At 45.5% G+C, this 17008-nt stretch carries 11 protein-coding genes; 2 read left to right on the forward strand and 9 right to left on the reverse strand.

Annotated features, from left to right (window positions below; translation table 11 throughout):
- Positions 1-50: 50 nt before the first annotated feature.
- The 6 genes from BSHG_RS02220 to BSHG_RS02195 all read right to left on the reverse strand — a co-directional run bounded on the left by BSHG_RS02220 (position 51) and on the right by BSHG_RS02195 (position 12805).
- On the reverse strand, positions 51-2402 hold the full coding sequence (locus tag BSHG_RS02220) for a BamA/TamA family outer membrane protein (RefSeq protein WP_008661337.1): 2352 nt from the start codon (positions 2400-2402) through the stop codon (positions 51-53).
- Between the two features lie 27 nt (positions 2403-2429).
- On the reverse strand, positions 2430-6974 hold the full coding sequence (locus BSHG_RS02215) for a translocation/assembly module TamB domain-containing protein (protein WP_008661338.1): 4545 nt from the start codon (positions 6972-6974) through the stop codon (positions 2430-2432).
- Positions 6975-7087: 113 nt separating this feature from the next.
- Positions 7088-9388: an ATP-binding protein gene (locus tag BSHG_RS02210; RefSeq protein WP_008661340.1), complete on the reverse strand. Its 2301-nt coding sequence runs from the start codon at positions 9386-9388 to the stop codon at positions 7088-7090.
- 3 nt (positions 9389-9391) lie between these two features.
- On the reverse strand, positions 9392-10717 hold the full coding sequence (locus BSHG_RS02205; protein WP_005804263.1) for an MATE family efflux transporter: 1326 nt from the start codon (positions 10715-10717) through the stop codon (positions 9392-9394).
- The gene (locus tag BSHG_RS02200; protein ID WP_005792023.1) at positions 10701-11963 is read right to left on the reverse strand and encodes a M16 family metallopeptidase; all 1263 of its coding nucleotides are present in this window, start codon (positions 11961-11963) and stop codon (positions 10701-10703) included. Before BSHG_RS02200 ends, BSHG_RS02205 begins: the two co-directional genes overlap by 17 nt.
- Positions 11964-11965: 2 nt before the next feature.
- Positions 11966-12805 (reverse strand): peptidylprolyl isomerase, encoded by an 840-nt coding sequence (locus tag BSHG_RS02195; protein ID WP_005792021.1) that lies wholly within the window; start codon positions 12803-12805, stop codon positions 11966-11968.
- A gap of 93 nt (positions 12806-12898) precedes the next feature.
- On the opposite strand from BSHG_RS02195, the gene BSHG_RS02190 reads away from it, so the two are divergent.
- Both BSHG_RS02190 and BSHG_RS02185 read left to right on the forward strand, forming a co-directional pair.
- On the forward strand, positions 12899-14242 hold the full coding sequence (locus BSHG_RS02190; protein WP_008661342.1) for a sigma-54-dependent transcriptional regulator: 1344 nt from the start codon (positions 12899-12901) through the stop codon (positions 14240-14242).
- Positions 14243-14496: 254 nt separating this feature from the next.
- Positions 14497-14739, forward strand: coding sequence for a hypothetical protein (locus BSHG_RS02185; protein WP_008661343.1), 243 nt, complete (start codon positions 14497-14499; stop codon positions 14737-14739).
- A 148-nt stretch (positions 14740-14887) separates the two neighbouring features.
- Here BSHG_RS02185 and BSHG_RS02180 read toward each other — a convergent pair whose 3' ends face one another.
- Genes BSHG_RS02180 through BSHG_RS02170 form a run of 3 tightly spaced genes read right to left on the reverse strand, consistent with a single transcriptional unit; the run spans position 14888 to position 16917 of the window.
- Complete coding sequence (locus tag BSHG_RS02180) at positions 14888-15553, reverse strand: RluA family pseudouridine synthase (RefSeq protein ID WP_005792014.1); 666 nt, start codon at positions 15551-15553, stop codon at positions 14888-14890.
- 8 nt (positions 15554-15561) lie between these two features.
- Entirely contained in the window at positions 15562-16308 is a 747-nt protein-coding gene (gene fabG / locus BSHG_RS02175; protein WP_005792012.1) for a 3-oxoacyl-[acyl-carrier-protein] reductase, read from the reverse strand.
- Positions 16309-16320: 12 nt separating this feature from the next.
- The gene (locus BSHG_RS02170) at positions 16321-16917 is read right to left on the reverse strand and encodes a TetR/AcrR family transcriptional regulator (RefSeq protein WP_005792010.1); all 597 of its coding nucleotides are present in this window, start codon (positions 16915-16917) and stop codon (positions 16321-16323) included.
- Between the last annotated feature and the right edge of the window lie 91 nt (positions 16918-17008).

Genomic DNA, 17008 nt, shown 5'->3' on the forward strand with positions numbered 1-17008 from the left:
AGAACGAAGTATGAAGAATTTTCTTACGCCGCCCATCGTCATCGACTATTTTAGAACGGATAGCCTACGGCAAAGTGTAGTCCCAACCCCTTCCAGAAAGAACCGGTCACATTGTAATATCCCTTCTTGCCGGTATCGTACGGATCATGCAAAGGCACACCACAATCCAGACGCAGAATCAGGAAGTCGAGGTCGTAACGTATACCGGCACCTGTTCCCAACGCAATCTGTTTGCCGAAAGTCTTCCAACGCAGTTGCTTTTCCGGTGCCTCTTCATCTTTACGCAACATCCAGACGTTACCGGCATCCAGAAAGACAGCACCGTGCAAGTCACCGTAAATGCGGAAACGATATTCCACGTTGGCTTCCATCCGGATATCTCCCGTCTGGTCCAGATAGAGCCCTTTCGAAGTCTTTGTCGGCCGGAATCCACCCGGTCCGATACTGCGTGCAGTAAACGCACGCACACTATTGGCGCCTCCGATATAGAACTGCTCGCTGTAAGGTGCCGTATTTGTATTGCCATACGCCCAGATAATTCCTCCAGCCACACGGCTGGCTATGGACTGGTTCTTATCGATCTTCCAGGTATAACGGAAGTCACTGTTCACCTTCAGAAACTGTGCGAAAGGAACACCGAACAGTTTCTTGTCTCTTTGGCTGAACTTCTTTCCGAAAATACGATAAATACCGGAAGTTATGTTACCGGCGGAAGTAAACGTAGTCTGCCACCAGATAGGATTACGCACTCCGCGCAAAGCCGCGTTATCAAAAGTATAGGTATATTCCATTGCCGGAATAAACTGATTCTGCAGACTACGGTACAAGGCTTTGTTCTGATCAGCAATTTCCTCAAAGGCCTTCGTTGTGTGTTGCAGCACATTGAAAGTCACCCGGAGAGGTGTCAGGCTGTGACGACTGATACGGGTCGGCTGAAAGTCATAAGTGGCATTTCCTCCGAACGCCAATAGTTTATAGTATTTGGCACGGTTAAGCTGATCGATATACAAACGGAAAGTAGTGGTTGCCGGGAAGTCATACTCACGTCCTCCGAAAGAAGGGAACACGACCCGGGGAAAAGTCAAGGCAGTAGATACTCCCATCTCCCAACTATTCATCAATGAACTTCCTTTATTCTGTCCGGTCTGCCATTCGTAAGAGCCCTTTAACTTGACATTCCACGTCTCTCCTCCCCCAAATACATTGTAACGGGTCAGGCCGAAAGATGCACCGGGGCCGGTCTGGTTATTGCTCTTGGTGGTCAGGTTGAATTCCAGTTCCGCGTCGTACGGTTTATCAAACGTAGCCTGCAAACGCACGTTCAGCGTGTCACAAGTTGCCGTAGAGTCCTGAGGGATATATTGCAGATCGAGATAGCGGAAAATACTCAATTGCGAAAGGCGTTCCTGGATACGCGTTTGCCGATACTGGCTGTATAAACGGCTATGAGCAGAGTTGCGCAAAGAATCATTGCGGACATAAGCCTGATAATTCAACCAACGGTAAAGCATATTCGGACGCACCTGCATCTTCTTATAATAATGAATATCGAGTCCCCGGTATTCGAGTGTACTGTTCGGCACTTCTCCACCCTTTCCGTACAAAAAGACCGATGTCTTACCGACATAATACGGGCGCTGGGCCGCATCCGGAAGTCCCGGTACAGGTATCAACCGGAGACTGACATGCCCGGGATTCAACAGAGTATCCGCCTGATACTTCATATAGTCCGGACGAAAGTAAAAATACCCGCGATTACGCAATAAAGTACTGATACGGCTGCGCTCTCCATCCAGATCACTCACGTTGAACTGTTCACCGGGGGTCAACAACGATCCTCTGCGTCCTCTCTCCATGATTCTCAACGTACGCGGATTGAAACGAGTGTAATAAACCGTATCGATGTAATAAGGGTCTTTCATATCAACCGTATAGCGTATACTTGCCTTCAGGCTGTCTTTCTTGTCGGGCACGGTCTGAAATCGGACCGTCCCATTAAAGTAGCCATAGTCGTGTAACAGGTTGGTGCCTACTTTGGCACGTATTTCCGGATTGACCGTAGAAATGAACACGGGAGGATTGGCGGCAAACCGGTTGAAGAGCCAGTGTCCGAAACCTTTCTTATAGCGAACCAGACTGTTATAAGCCCACATCTTGAAAGGGATGGGGACAAAGCCTAAAATTTTTGTACTTGGAGCTTTATCGAGTGCGGCATCAAGTTCGGTCAGCGCATCCTCTGTCAAAGGCGCTTGTGGCTCGTTTTCAACAATAGTCTTCGATCCGGTGTAGAGTATTTCCCCTTCGGGCAGGTGCTTGGTTGTGGAACATGCTCCCAACAGCAACATTACAAGACCGGCTTGTATGGTAACCCATATTATATGAACTGTTTCTTTACGTATCATCCTGTTTAAATCTCTGTTGTTAATCAATTACTGATGTGCTTCGCTGTCAGACGGAGCTTTTTGCGTCTCAGGAAGTGTCTTCTTCTTTTTACGGAAAATAAATAACTCACCCAATCTGTCGATACGTTTACGCAGTACCAGACCGATACCGGTTTCCGTTATCTCCCCTTCAAGCACACTTTCGTAATTCTTATTGTGGAAAAGGCGAATGTAACGGGTACCGGATGTATCGAGACGATATTCGAGAGAGATATTGTCGATAAACGACTCGACATCATTCGTAGCCTGCGCGCCGGTAGACACCTTACCACCCAGTACGATCTGGAAACGGTCATTGAAGAAACGCTGCGAATAACGGAAACTGTAGTCGGTACGTTTTCCTCCCGCATCAGCCGCATCGTGGTCTTCTACTCCCATCGAGAAGCTGGCATTCTTCAGGTTTCCAGCCAATGCATTGATCTGGCTGGAAAGTATACTGTTCAATGCCGATCCCATATTCAGTCCCCCACCTCCGGAACTTCCCGAATTAGCCAGATAGAGCCCGGTAGCCAACATTGCAATGGCCTGTTTACCCCGTTCATCAGCACTCATAGAAGCCAGCTGATTCTGCACTTCCGCATCATCGGGCGCATCGATCTCAAAGGCCAGTGAAAGGTTATCCAAACGGTTCTTAACTACAATCGACACATCAAAGTTGACCATACGCGATTGCCCGTTCTCACTGCCTACGGAAGCGCGAAGGCGCTCGGTAGCTTTGAGATTGAGCATCGGGTCCATCGGATTACCGGTCCATTCCACGTAACTGCCATTGTTTATATTGAATTCTTTCAGGGGTATCACGGGAAGTGCATACTTCATCATACCACCCGTAAGGGTATACCGGCCTGATAAGGACAAATCACCTTGCGGTGTATATTGCATACTCAGATTGCCTCCTCCCTGCAACTCTACCCGGCTGCTACGGTCAGCACTCAGATCGGCCTTCAACCGGACTCCGGGATCGATTTGTACAGTCATAATCATGTCGAGTCCGCCAAGTGACACAACAGGGGCTTCTTCTTTCTGTACGGTCGTCGTATCACTGAAAGAAGTAAAAGTAACCAGGTCTCCCAACCGGTCCTGCACGGTAAGCGGCGAGTCCATCAATACATAAGTGACATCCGTATTGCCCAGCAAATTCATATTGCCGCGCATCACCAACGCATTTACCGGTCCGCGCACGGTTGCATTGAAGTCGACAAACACTTTGCCATATACCAGGCTCTCCTTTGTACGGGGAGCATTGAGCAGCATATAGTTTTCTGCCAGCATGGACAGATTAACCCTGGGATCGGTCAAATTCCGAAAATCGACTGTACCATCAATCGTGAAAGGATTCTTTCCGGTAGTGAATATAGCGAACTTATCAAAAGTCAAACGGCTGTTTTTGATTTGTACAGGACGATTGTCGAACGTAAACCGCGCCCCTGCCTGACGGGCAAAGACCGACACACTGTCCAAGACCAGATCCCCGTTGACCAACGGCCGGTCTGTATCACCGGTGATGTGAAGCCCACCGTCCATATCGCCGGAAAGGGTGACTACCTGATCCGGTACAAAGGCATTGGCTATCTTTAACGGAAAATGTTCCATGATGGCATTCACCTCAATACTGTCTTTACCGGTCACCGAAGGATGAAGCGAACCGTCAGCCATCAATATCTCCTCGCCCTCATGGGTCAGATAAGTACTGATATAATGTTTTCCTCTTTCACCCGGAAGCCAGGTCACACCGAGTGCAACATCGCCGATGCGTTGACGTTCATAAGTCAATTCATCAATATTAGCCTCAGCCGATACTTGCAAGGAAGTAGCTGTCTGCACGTAATTAGCCTCAGCCGAGAAGAGCCCGGACAAGTCAGGCAGATAAGGAAGCACTTCACTGATCTCAGACAGGCGGATGCGTTGCAACTCCACATCAATATTCTGCAACGATACAGTATCGCTCCGGTTTGATTTTATCCTGAATCCCATGTCTTCGTCATCCGCCATATCGACATTGGCATACAAGCGCATGTTTTTATGGAGGTATATCCAGTTGTGATGATCGACGAAGTGGAACTTTCGGAAAGCAATAATGGGATTTTCCGGTATCAGCGTAAAAGCAAGCCCATCGCCTTTTCCGTTTCCTTCGACCAATGGACGGACGTTCACACCGAAAAGTACCCCGGTTTCGCCTTTCGCATTTTCATAGCGTAGCGTGAGTTCGGCATCATCGTTGCGTATTTCTCCGGCAAAGCTCGATTTAAAAACGATCTGCGGATTCTTGGGGCCGTTGATGACCCCTCCGTGCAAACTCATGCGAGTCGTGTCCTGCTTGACAGTAAAGTAGATCGTGTCCAGTTGCAAGGTATCCATCTTCAATGCATGAATAGAGGCTTTTCCGTTGATCCCCCAGTCGGGAGCAGTGCCAAACTTCACACCCACATCGTGAAAAGCGATATCTTTCGTTGCCAGATAATAGGCCAACGGATTTTCTTTACCGGCCGACATCGAGAATATAGCGGTCGGCAACGCCTCTCGCAATTCCCCGTGATCAAGTTCTTTCTTATCTATTTGCTTGACCAGCACATCAGCAAAATGTGCTGACTGTTTAATCAGCTTATCCAGGCTGGAACGTGCCGAAAGGTTAAGCTTCATATCACCGGCCGTAAGATGAGTGAAAATACGGTCGCGCCGGGCTTCTGCCGTAAAATTAAAAGCTAAAGGATATTTCAGGGGTTTAGGGGCAATCCCCAGTTCATACAAATCAAGTTGTGTAACATCCATATCAAGCTTTCCGTCCATATAAGGTTTGGCAAGGTGATATTCGGCATTGGCATTCATCTTTAACAAGCGGTTGTCACTCACTAAACGGGCTGTGGCAAGTGCGTTCTTTACATCACCGGTCACTTCAATTCCCGAAATCTGATAACGCCCATAATGCAACGATTGCAGTGAGGCCTTCAAAGAGGCAGTCGTACGATAAGAAGTGAAATCGATCCCTCTTCCCACAGCAGCGACCGATGTAGTCAGTTCGTAGATCGAGTCTTTGGGCAGGAAATGATGAAGTTGCAAAGCGTCCACCTTCAGGTCAGCCCGATAAGCCTCAGTGCTTCCATTGTATGCAGCATCTAAATTCAGCATTCCCTCTCCTTCTTTCAACAGGAGTTGCGCCATATATTGAGGCCCTTTCATTCGGGCTTTCGCAACCAATGACATCTGATTGGGAATAACAAGTAAACTATCCGGCCTCGTTCCGCCCAGAGCGGTCAGGAAGTTAAGATTCTGTGTCTGCATCCTCAGGTCAATAATGGCGGACCTCTCCAGGCTATCGGTCAGATTCAATAACTCTCCACCGCCCGAAAGTGAAAAAGCTCCGGGCAACTCGGCACTGAACCGGGTTATCTGCATCTCTTTCAGGTTTCCTTCCGTACCGGCACGTATCACCAACGGACGGAAGGGATAGGCCTCTTTGAAGCTATCCGGCAATCCACCGGCCAGCAACAACACGTCTTGTTTCCCGATCATCGCATTAAAGCGAGCAGTCAGACGTCCGGTAGTAGGAATATTCACCAACTCCCAATAAGTCTGTGCAGTAAGATCCATTTCGGAATGTGGAGTCAGCAGTTTCAAACTCGGCACTTGGATAATGGTATCATTGGCAAACACACGTCCGGTAAGCGAAGTGACACTTAATCCGGAACGGTCGTTCATCGAAAACTCACGGATAACAGCATTCATATTGCGTCCGCGATAATACATCGAATCGAGTCCGATACGAATATCGCGCAAAGCGATGTGTGAAGGATCGAAACCTTCCGCCGGCTCCGCGGTGCCCACATCATAATTGACCGAGGTACCCGATACCAGAAAACTACGAAGCCCGTAATGCAAATTCTTCAAATCGGCTTCCGCATCATTCACTTGTGCTTCTTCCACATGAGCCGCCAAGCGCATACTGTCTGCCGGTAACTGCATGCTGAAAGAGACATTCTTCAATTTCAAATGACGCAGGTCTACTTTCCAGCGGACCTCACTTTGAGCAGTATCTTTAGGCGTAGCAGTGGTATCATTCAAAAGCAACTGTACATGAGTATCAGAGAGTTCGGCCCGGTTTATAATGGCTATTTCATTGGGTAGATCCACCCCATGGCTCTCCAGCCTAAAACTACCCAGAACACCTTTCAGCCGCATACCGTCTATCAGGTTGGCAGAATTAACCGCTACCTGCTGAAGGCTGATGTCATCTACCTCAACCTTGCCACGGAAAAGCGGAAGTGCCTGCACATGTACATTGAGGCTTTCAAGTGAAAGCAATGTATCGGGAGCCTGGATGACTTCAACTCCCCGTACCAACAGATTTAAAGGAAACCGTAAATCGATGCGACGTACATTGATCTGCATGCCGGTTGCTTCGGAAGCATAAGCAGCAGCCTCCTTTCTCAGAAAATTCTGTACGGGAGGGATATAGAGTAATACCATCAGTATCACAAAGAGTATGAGGGGGGTAAGCAAAATCCAGCTTACCCATTTGATCCATTTTCGTTTCATGAAGCTTGTCTCTCAATGTAAAAAGTGATACAAAGGAAACAAAATTTTCCGGAAAAAGATTAAAGTGACGACGATTTTGTATACGAATAGACACTTACGGCAATCACCGATTGTCAATCTCCCGCTACATATCGTCTTGCCTCAGTCATTACGATATCTACCTGTCGAAGAGCTTCATTCGCCTTTTGTATCATTTCGTCCGATACGGCTTCGCCACGACGCTGCTCCAGCCATAATAGCAGAGGAAGTGCCTCGGAAGCCCCAAGCAACGTAAACAGAGGCAATAATTTGTGAGCCATGCCGGCTATCCCATCCACATCAGTGGCTCGGATAGCGCTTTCCATCCGGTTCCGGTTCTTCTCCGTTTCTTCAATAAAGGTTTGAATGATGGTAGAGGCAGCTTCCGGATCATCTTCGGAAAAAGCAGTCAGCGCCCGAAAGTTAAGGGAGTCCGGTGTCAATTCAGCTGACGAACCGGTCATTTCTTCACCACTGATAATCGTCAAGAGTTCCTTTACCGTAAAAGGCTTATGCAAACATCCTGCAAAGCCGTGTTCCTGAAAGTCCTGTTCATTCATCTCACTCCGGGCGGTAACAGCAATTACCGGAATAGTACGCGCCTGAGGTATATTGGATGCACGCAATAGTTTCAGTAAATCGAAACCATTGATGGCAGGCATTTGAACGTCAGTCAGCAACACGTCGAATGTAGCCGTACGAAGTTGCTCAATCAACTCATCCGGCTGTTGGCAGCAAACAGCCTGAATGCCTTGTTGTTCAAGCATAGCGGCAGTCAGAGCCAATTGAATCCGGTCGTCATCAATCAATAAAACACGGTTTAATTTTGGAGATGCCATTACCCCGTCCTCACCGGCTTGATCTGTCGTTGAAACCGAAGACACATTTCCTTCCCGCTTCTCTCCTGTCACAGGCCCCACAGGATAGAGCGGCAGAATGACAATAAAACGACTCCCTTCACCCAAGGTACTTTGAACACTAATCGATCCTTCGAGCAAGGTCACAAGTTTGTGTACAATGGAAAGCCCCAGTCCAAAGCCTTCCTCACCTTGCGCTCCCGGCAACCGGGTAAATTCCTGAAATATCTTTTCACGGTCACCAGGTGCCATACCTTTACCTGTGTCCACCACCTCGATGCGGACACTGGACGAATGATAGGTAATATTCAATGCAATGCTACCCTTAGCTGTGAATTTCACAGCATTGGAAAGCAGATTATTTACAATTTGCCGGATACGGAGCGGATCACTGATAAAGCGTCCGTCCAGTTCGGCGTCTATACTGCAACTTAAAGTCAGATGTTTGGCATCGGTCAGTGGTTTGAAGCTAATACGTATCTCTTCAAACAGTTGTGCCGGATTAAAAGTAACCCGGTTGACTTCTGCCTTATTCAGATCCAACCGGTGGAAGTCGAGCAAGTCACTTACCAGTTTAAGCAGATGTTGCGAGGAACTTTTCATATTGTCCAGATAGAAACGCTGTCTTTCATCCGTAGTCAACCCGGTCAATAAATCCGTATATCCGATGATAGACCCCAAAGGAGCTTTAAAATCATGAGTGATGGCAAGCATTAACTTTTCACGAGCCTCCAACAACGCCTCCGCACGCTTATTGGCCTCCTCCAATTCCTTCCGGTAACGATTGCTCCGGGTGATATCCCGCCAAATCATAATCAGGAAGCAGGCGGACAGCAACACGGCGGCAATGGCAATCCCGCCAATCGTACGAGTTGAACGGTTCCGAAGTTCTTGCTGTTCGGATGCGTTGTCCATAGCACGTTGGGTGACTACTTGCTCATAGGTCGTAATCATGCTGTCAATACGAGTGGTTAATTCCTTATTCATCCGGCGAAGACGGGCATTGTAGTTGGGCCGTACCACAGGCCTGGACTTCCGTTTGGTCACCGTTCGTATGCGCTGATGTAGTGAATCAATCGGATTGTAAGGTTCAAGAATGGTGTCGGTCGCAAATTCCACAGCTGTATTTACCAGCACAGCCGTATCTTCTTTCGAAGGAGCGAACACCTCGCCCAACCTCCTGAAAAAACCCTTTTTCTTTCGTTTCGTAATCACAGAGTCACGCTTGGTGATGATACGATGTTGCACACGCTGTTGAGTGATCACTGTATCTTGTTCAGCAATGATGGAATCCAATTCAACCGGAGTAATCATACTCTCGTTCGCTTCATTAATGATCTGAAGCATCCGGATGGTATTTTCATCTTTCTCTTTCAGTAAAAGCAGCAAACTATCCGTCTGCAAACTCTGTACATCGTCCGTATCAGACAGTTTCTCCATCTCCCTGTGTACAAACAACAGGGAGAGCAGCAGCACAACCAGCAACAAAGTATACCCCGCCGCGATCTTTACTTTTGTGAAACGGGAAGGAATAGCCATAACTTATCTTGTTTTATATCTGAAACGTAACCATAACATAATGGCCGCACTACTCAGTCCGAAAGGAAAAGCCATCCAGACCCCGAGTAATCCCCAGCCCATAACAAATCCAAAGAAATATCCGGCCGGGAGAGAAATGATAAAATAGGCGATAAAAGCAATCAGCATCATAGGCTTTACATCCGAAATACCACGCAGGGCATTAGCGAAATTGATTTGCATCCCATCGCCGAACTGATAAGCCAGAAAAGGCACCATCAGAACAACTACCATCGCAGAGACTTCGGTATTGTCGGTAAACCATCCTCCTACCTGATAGCGGAACAAGAAGACAATAGACAGCAGAACAACTCCCATAGCCAATATGATATGTGCCCCGGCATACGCAGTACGACGTACATTAACAATATCGTTTTGACCCTTGAAATTGCTGACACGCACAGCTACTGCCGCCCCCATCCCATAAAACATCATAAACGTGAACTGTGAGATAGTAAGCATTACCTGATGTGAGGCAAGGGCGATAGTCCCCAACCATCCTACCATCACTGTGCTCAAGCTAAATGAAGCGGTTTCCATCCCCATTTGAAAAGCTACAGGCCATCCTAAGGCATTCAGCTGACGGAACAATGTACGCGACCATCCCAAGCGAATAAATCCCAGTTTATAACGTAAGAAACGGCGGCTGCTAAAAAACACGAATGCAAATACCAGCACCATGACAATACGTGAGAACAACGTGCTGATTCCGGCACCCAATAATCCAAGTTCGGGAAATCCAAGTTTACCGTTAATCAAGATATAGTTCCCCACGATATTCAGTACATTTCCACCCAAAAGTATCCACATAGCTGTCTTAGTATCGGTTATTCCATCGGTAAACTGTTTGAATCCGTTAAATAGCAACACAAAGACCAGCGAGGCAAGTAGTATCAGATAATAGGGCTTGATCAAGGGTAATAACTCTTCCGGTTGCCCCAATCTTTCAACATTCAGATAGAGAATGCCCATAATTACGGTTAATAAAATACCGACCAAAAGATTGGCAAGCAAACTGCAACGTAATGCCTGCCCGGCAGACGCAAATCTACGAGTCCCATAAAAGCCCCCTACAATAGGAGTCAATCCATATGAAAATCCGGTACTGAAAATAATGGCAAGCGTAAACATGTTATTGACAAAGGAGGCTGCTCCCAGTTCGTTGGTGCTGTGATGACCAATCATTAAGGTATCGGCAAAGCCAAGCACAATAACCCCCACTTGCCCGATAACAATGGGAAGGCCGAGAAGAAACAATGCTTTATAATGATTCTTATATATAAGTCTCATCCTTCTCTCCTCTACTACTCTTATAATAAAGTACTACTCCATTTTCTTCTCGGAATGCAGTTTGTGCCACCGCGTTCAAACGGTCGGCAGTCACGGCACGATAGCGTTCAACCTCCTTTTCCATATCTTCAGCCCGCCCGTTCAATTCGAACCAGGCAAGATTGGTGGCAACATTCAGATAATTGATATTTCCGAATATCTGGGTAGATTCAAACTTATTCTTTACCTTCTCGAGTTCCTGTTCTTGGATCAAAGCAGATTGCAGTTCATTCAACTCTTCACGCACCGCAGCCTCAGCTTCTTCCAACGACACACCGGCTGCCGGTTTCCCACTGATATGGAACAAGCCGGCATCAAGTGTTCCCGATATATAAGCATCGATACTCGAGAACAATTGCTTTTCTTGCACAAGATGCTGGTTCAAACGGCTGGAACGTCCGTTACTTAAGATATCCGACAAGATATCAAAAGCATAATAATCGCTATCCGCGCGGTCACACATATGGTACGCCATAAAAAGCGAATCAAGCGGTACATTTCTCTCCACTACCAAACGGCGTTCTTCCGTTTGTACCGGCTCCGGAGGCAATTGCCTCAAAGGAACTTCCCGGCGGGGGATAGGACCGAACCACTTTTCTGTGAGATGTAAAGCCTCTTCAAACGAAATATTGCCGGTAACAGCCAGAACAGCATTATTAGGTGCATAAAAACGAAAAAAGAAATCTTTGACCTCTTCCAATGTAGCATTGGCTATGTGAGACAACTCCTTACCGATGGTAGGCCATTGATAAGGATGAACCCGATAAGCCAGCGGACGCAACAAATGCCCAACATCACCATAGGGCTGATTAAGGCAACGCTGCTTAAACTCTTCCATTACCACTCCCCGCTGAACCTCCAGACTGCGTTCACTGAAATCGAGGCTCAACATTCTATCAGATTCAAGCCAAAATCCGGTTTCCACATTCTGTCTGGGTACAGTGAGGTAATAATTGGTAATGTCATTATTGGTCCAGGCATTATTTTCCCCTCCTGCCAATTGTAACGGAGCATCATAATCGGGTATATTCACAGAACCGCCAAACATCAGGTGCTCAAAAAGATGGGCAAACCCGGTATGCTCCGGGTTTTCATCTCTGGCTCCCACATTATAGAGAATATTGAGCGCAACCATCTGCGTACTGGTGTCCTGCGCATGAACCAATCTCAAACCATTATCCAGAATATGCCTGTTGATTTGCAGCATATTTATTCAATAACAGAAACATTAATAATCTTCACATCCTCTTCCGGGCGATCGCTGCGGTCTGTTTTTACCTGCTGGATTTTGTCAACAATGTCCATGCCCTCGACAACTTCGCCAAAAACAGTATATTCACCATCCAGATGCGGAGTACCTCCGACGGTTGTATAAGCTTTTATTTGCTCAGGAGTAAAGTGGAAATCGGGTTGTTTGGCAGCTTCCGCTTCAGCCTGTATAAACAGAGTATCTTGTAAAGCATAAAGTCCGTCCTGATCATTGGCCTTACGCATTTTATAGATTTCTTTCATGTGTTTTTGCGCCAAAGCATTAAAAGCCTCAGTTACCTTATTCTGATTCTTCTGTTGTTCCATATTCAGAAGTGTCGAATCATTGAACACTTTTCCGGTAACAATATAGAATTGACAACCGGATGACTCTTTCTTGGGATTCACTTCATCTCCCTGTCGGGCAGCAGACAAAGCGCCTTTCTTATGAAAATACTTCGGATATACAAATTCAGCCGGAACCGTATAACCTACATCACCGGAACCCAACATCTTACCTTTCGGAGCATTTTTCGATTCCGGATCACCCGCTTGCACCATAAAGTCTTTTATGACACGATGAAACAACGTTCCATTATATGTTCCGTCTTTAGCCAGTTTAATGAAATTATCTCTATGTTTCGGAGTCTCATTATACAACTTTACTTTGATATCCCCCATAGAGGTCTCAATCTTCAATACAGTTTCTTTTTCCATGTTTCCATCTTTCTTTTGTCCCGACTTACAAGCTACTGCGCTGCAAGCCAGTATAATTAATAATATCCAAAAATTCTGTTTCATAACGCTTTTATTTAATTTAAGTCTGCAAATATACGACTTTACCTCAAAACCTCTTACCTTTGTAGCTCACAAAAAGAGGCAAAAGCTAACATCATGAGATCCATACTGATAGTTGAAGATGATATTACGTTCGGGATGATGCTAAAAACCTGGTTAGGCAAAAAAGGGTTTAATGTATCATCAGTGAGTAACATTGCACGTGCGCAAAAGCACATCGATGCACAACCGGTAGACCTGATTCTTTCCGACTTGCGACTTCCCGACCACGATGGTATTCACCTGTTGAAATGGATGGGTGAGAAAGAGCTCCATATCCCATTGATTATCATGACAGGATATGCAGATATCCAATCAGCCGTACAAGCAATGAAACTGGGTGCACAAGACTATATTGCCAAACCCGTTAATCCCGAAGAGCTGCTTAAGAAAATGAGCGAAGCACTTCAAAAGAAAGAAGCTCCTCTTCCCAAAACTCCCCTCACGGAGAAAAGCCCTAAAACCAAACAAGAATCTCATTCCTATCTGGAAGGAGAAAGTGATGCTGCCAAACAACTCTATAACTATGTCAGCCTGGTAGCTCCCACCAACATGTCAGTCCTGATCAACGGTGCCAGTGGAACGGGAAAAGAGTATATAGCCCATCGTATTCACCAATTAAGCAAACGTAGCGACAAACCGTTTATTGCCATCGACTGTGGCTCCATCCCCAAAGAGTTGGCCGCTTCTGAGTTCTTCGGTCACATCAAAGGCTCCTTCACCGGTGCTCTCTCTGATAAAACCGGTGCTTTTGTAGCAGCGAACGGGGGTACCATCTTTCTTGATGAAATCGGTAACCTGAGTTACGAAATACAAATTCAACTTCTTCGTGCACTACAGGAACGTAAAATACGCCCTGTTGGTTCAAACTCAGAAATTACTGTCGATATCCGTCTGGTGTCTGCAACCAACGAGAACCTGGAACAAGCCATCGAAAAAGGTACATTCCGCGAAGACCTCTACCACCGAATCAATGAATTTACTTTGCGCATGCCTACTCTGAAAGAACGTGGCGGAGACATCCTTCTTTTTGCCAACTTCTTCCTCGACCAGGCTAATAAAGAGCTTGACAAGCAACTGATCGGCTTCGATGCCAATGCTTCAAAGGCATTACTCGAATATCACTGGCCCGGCAACCTAAGGCAGATGAAGAATATCATCAAACGCGCCACATTGCTTGCTCAAGGCAGTTTCATAGGCCTTGCAGAACTGGGTAGTGAAATTCTGGAAACACAACTATCAACTCCCAAAATGACATTACGGGATGAAGATGCCGAAAAGGAACATATACTGGAAGCACTCCGACAAACAGGAAACAACAAAAGCCGTGCTGCACAATTACTCGATATTGACCGCAAAACATTATACAATAAACTGAAACTATACGGAATCGACCTCTAAAGAACACCAAGGTGTGGAATATTTCCACACCCTTTTCCACATTTTCCACAACATTCCACACTGCATCCCATTTCCATTCATTTTTTACTCACCTACAAATCAACAGATTAGTTCACACGTATTCTTTTTGGCACAAGATTTGGGAAATACTCAATACAAGTGTTTAACCAAATGAAAGATAAAACTAAAGAGTTAGTTTTATAGTAGTAGCAATGTTTATGTTTGTTTGTGATGGTTTTAACCTAGACCTTAACATGAAATTAAAAACAGACAATCAGAACTTTAACAAGAAAATAATTATGAAAAAGTTAGTTTTAGTAGTAGCTATGTTTATGTTTGCTTGTGGATCGTTCTTTACAATGGCACAGGATCCGGTGAAAAGAGACCCAAAGAAAGAGGTCAAAGACACTGCAAAAACTGAGCCTAAGAAAGAAGTAGCCGACACAACCGCTATAACGGTCGCAGCATCAGGAGCATTTGCACAGTTTGCCGAATAATAGTAAGCACACTACAACAAAAAAGCCATTCCTACTTCGTCTATTCAGGGAATGGCTTTTTTGCGTTTATATAGGGAAGTAGATAACCAAAGTTGTGCTCCGGTTGAAATTATTTGAGGATCCATCTAAATGAAAACATCACTCTTTTTCATTGAAATCCATGCCATAAGTTACTATCCGGTACAGGAGCATCGAGTTCAATCAATTCTTTAGACACCGGATGAACAAAACGCACATGCCGGGCATGCAAACAAATACTTCCATCCGGATTGGAACGTGCAGAACCATATTTCAAATCACCTTTGATGGGACATCCCATCTTTGCCAACTGGCAACGAATCTGATGATGACGTCCGGTCTTCAGATCAACTTCGAGTAGAAAGTAATGATCCGAATGTCCGATAAGTTTATAGTTCAGAATCGCCTTTTTACTGTTGGGAACCTCCTTATCATAAGCGTAGCTTTTATTCTGCTTCTCGTTACGCACCAGATAGTGAACCAATTCTCCTTCGGGTTGCTTCGGACAATTCTTCACGATGGCCCAATAGGTCTTTTTCACTTCACTGTTCTTAAACATCTCATTCAAGCGGGAAAGAGCCTTACTGGTCTTCGCAAAAATAACAAGACCGCTCACGGGGCGGTCCAGCCGATGGGTTACACCGATAAAGACATTTCCGGGTTTCTGATATTTATCTTTCAGATATTGCTTGACAGTTTCTGAAAGAGGAGTATCACCCGTTTTGTCTCCCTGAACGATTTCGGAAGCGGTCTTGTTAACTACTATAATATGATTGTCTTCGTATATGACGGTCATACCGAATATTACATATTCATACCACCATCTACCTGAATCACCTGACCTGATACATAAGAAGACATATCAGAAGCAAGGAAAGTAGCGATGTTAGCCACATCTTCAGGAGTACCGCCACGACGCAATGGAATCTTCTTAGCCCATTCTGTTTTCACTTCTTCCGAAAGGCCGGCTGTCATGTCAGTAATGATGAATCCCGGAGCAATGGCATTGGCACGGATACCACGAGAGCCAAGCTCCTGAGCGATAGATTTAGCCAAACCAATCATACCTGCTTTTGAAGCTGAATAGTTAGCTTGTCCGGCATTACCGTGAACACCCACTACAGAAGCCATATTAATAATGCTTCCGGCTTTCTGGCGCATCATGATCGGAGTACACGCATGCACAAAGTTAAAAGCAGATTTCAGGTTCACATTAATAACCATATCCCACTGCTGTTCGCTCATACGCATCATCAATCCGTCACGAGTGATACCTGCATTGTTTACCAGAATATCGATACGGCCGAAATCTTTATGAATCTCTTCCACTACTTTTGCAGTATCTTCAAAATTGGCAGCATTCGACGCATATCCTTTGGCTTTCACACCCATTGCTTCGATTTCTTTTGCTGTATTCTGTGCATTCTCATCGATAACAAGATCTGTAAATGCAATATTTGCTCCTTCAGAAGCAAATTTCAAAGCAATAGCTTTACCAATACCACGAGCCGCACCGGTCACAATGGCTGTTTTTCCATCTAATAATCCCATACTAAATTTAAATTATTGATTAATTTCTGTTCTATGTAGTGCGCCAAACACGATGTTGGCAACATATCTTTTTCGGGTTTCCATATCCAGATTAGCTCCTATATGTCCCCGGATATAAGGCACTTCGATACCTTTTACGCAATAGTGTACCAATGCAGCAGTCATTTCCACATCATCTACATGAAACACTCCTTTGTCCTGTCCTTCCTTCAGCACGCTTTTAAACAGTTGCATTTCTTTTGCATCAAAGCGCTTCCGAACTTTTTCCACACGCCAAATATCTCTAAAAAAATTAGCACGAAGGGTTCCATTGCGATATACTACTTCCTTTACCGCATCCAGCCGGGTGTAAATCATCTCTATAATCTTTTTATCAGGAGAGATATCTTTATCTGCCACACGCTTCATCATATCCGACAGAATATCCAGTTCAGACTCTACAACAGCCAAATAGATTTCATCCTTACTTTTAAAATAAGTATAGAGCGTACGTCTACCCTTTTTAGAAGCAAGAGCGATATCATTCATTGTAGTATTCTCCACTCCCATCTTTGCGAAAAGCTGACGGGCAACGTCTACTAACTTGGCTTTTGTCTTTGATACGGTCATAGGTTAATTGCACATTGCTGAATTATTTGTGCAAAAGTAATTCTTTTCTTTCGTCCACACAAGAAAACAAATAAATTATTAACAATTGTAT

Origin of the sequence: Bacteroides sp. 3_2_5 (genome assembly GCF_000159855.2) — a bacterium.
GTDB lineage: Bacteria > Bacteroidota > Bacteroidia > Bacteroidales > Bacteroidaceae > Bacteroides > Bacteroides fragilis.

What these genes read in the sequence shown, in the direction of transcription:
- BSHG_RS02210 (WP_008661340.1), bottom strand. Translation starts at nt 9,388, where the DNA reads ATGGCTATTCCTTCCCGTTTCACAAAAGTAAAGATCGCGGCGGGGTAT.
- BSHG_RS02205 (WP_005804263.1), bottom strand. Translation starts at nt 10,717, where the DNA reads ATGAGACTTATATATAAGAATCATTATAAAGCATTGTTTCTTCTCGGC.
- BSHG_RS02190 (WP_008661342.1), top strand. Translation starts at nt 12,899, where the DNA reads ATGAGATCCATACTGATAGTTGAAGATGATATTACGTTCGGGATGATG.
- BSHG_RS02200 (WP_005792023.1), bottom strand. Translation starts at nt 11,963, where the DNA reads ATGCTGCAAATCAACAGGCATATTCTGGATAATGGTTTGAGATTGGTT.
- BSHG_RS02220 (WP_008661337.1), bottom strand. Translation starts at nt 2,402, where the DNA reads ATGATACGTAAAGAAACAGTTCATATAATATGGGTTACCATACAAGCC.
- BSHG_RS02215 (WP_008661338.1), bottom strand. Translation starts at nt 6,974, where the DNA reads ATGAAACGAAAATGGATCAAATGGGTAAGCTGGATTTTGCTTACCCCC.
- BSHG_RS02170 (WP_005792010.1), bottom strand. Translation starts at nt 16,917, where the DNA reads ATGACCGTATCAAAGACAAAAGCCAAGTTAGTAGACGTTGCCCGTCAG.
- fabG (WP_005792012.1), bottom strand. Translation starts at nt 16,308, where the DNA reads ATGGGATTATTAGATGGAAAAACAGCCATTGTGACCGGTGCGGCTCGT.
- BSHG_RS02185 (WP_008661343.1), top strand. Translation starts at nt 14,497, where the DNA reads ATGAAATTAAAAACAGACAATCAGAACTTTAACAAGAAAATAATTATG.
- BSHG_RS02180 (WP_005792014.1), bottom strand. Translation starts at nt 15,553, where the DNA reads ATGACCGTCATATACGAAGACAATCATATTATAGTAGTTAACAAGACC.
- BSHG_RS02195 (WP_005792021.1), bottom strand. Translation starts at nt 12,805, where the DNA reads ATGAAACAGAATTTTTGGATATTATTAATTATACTGGCTTGCAGCGCA.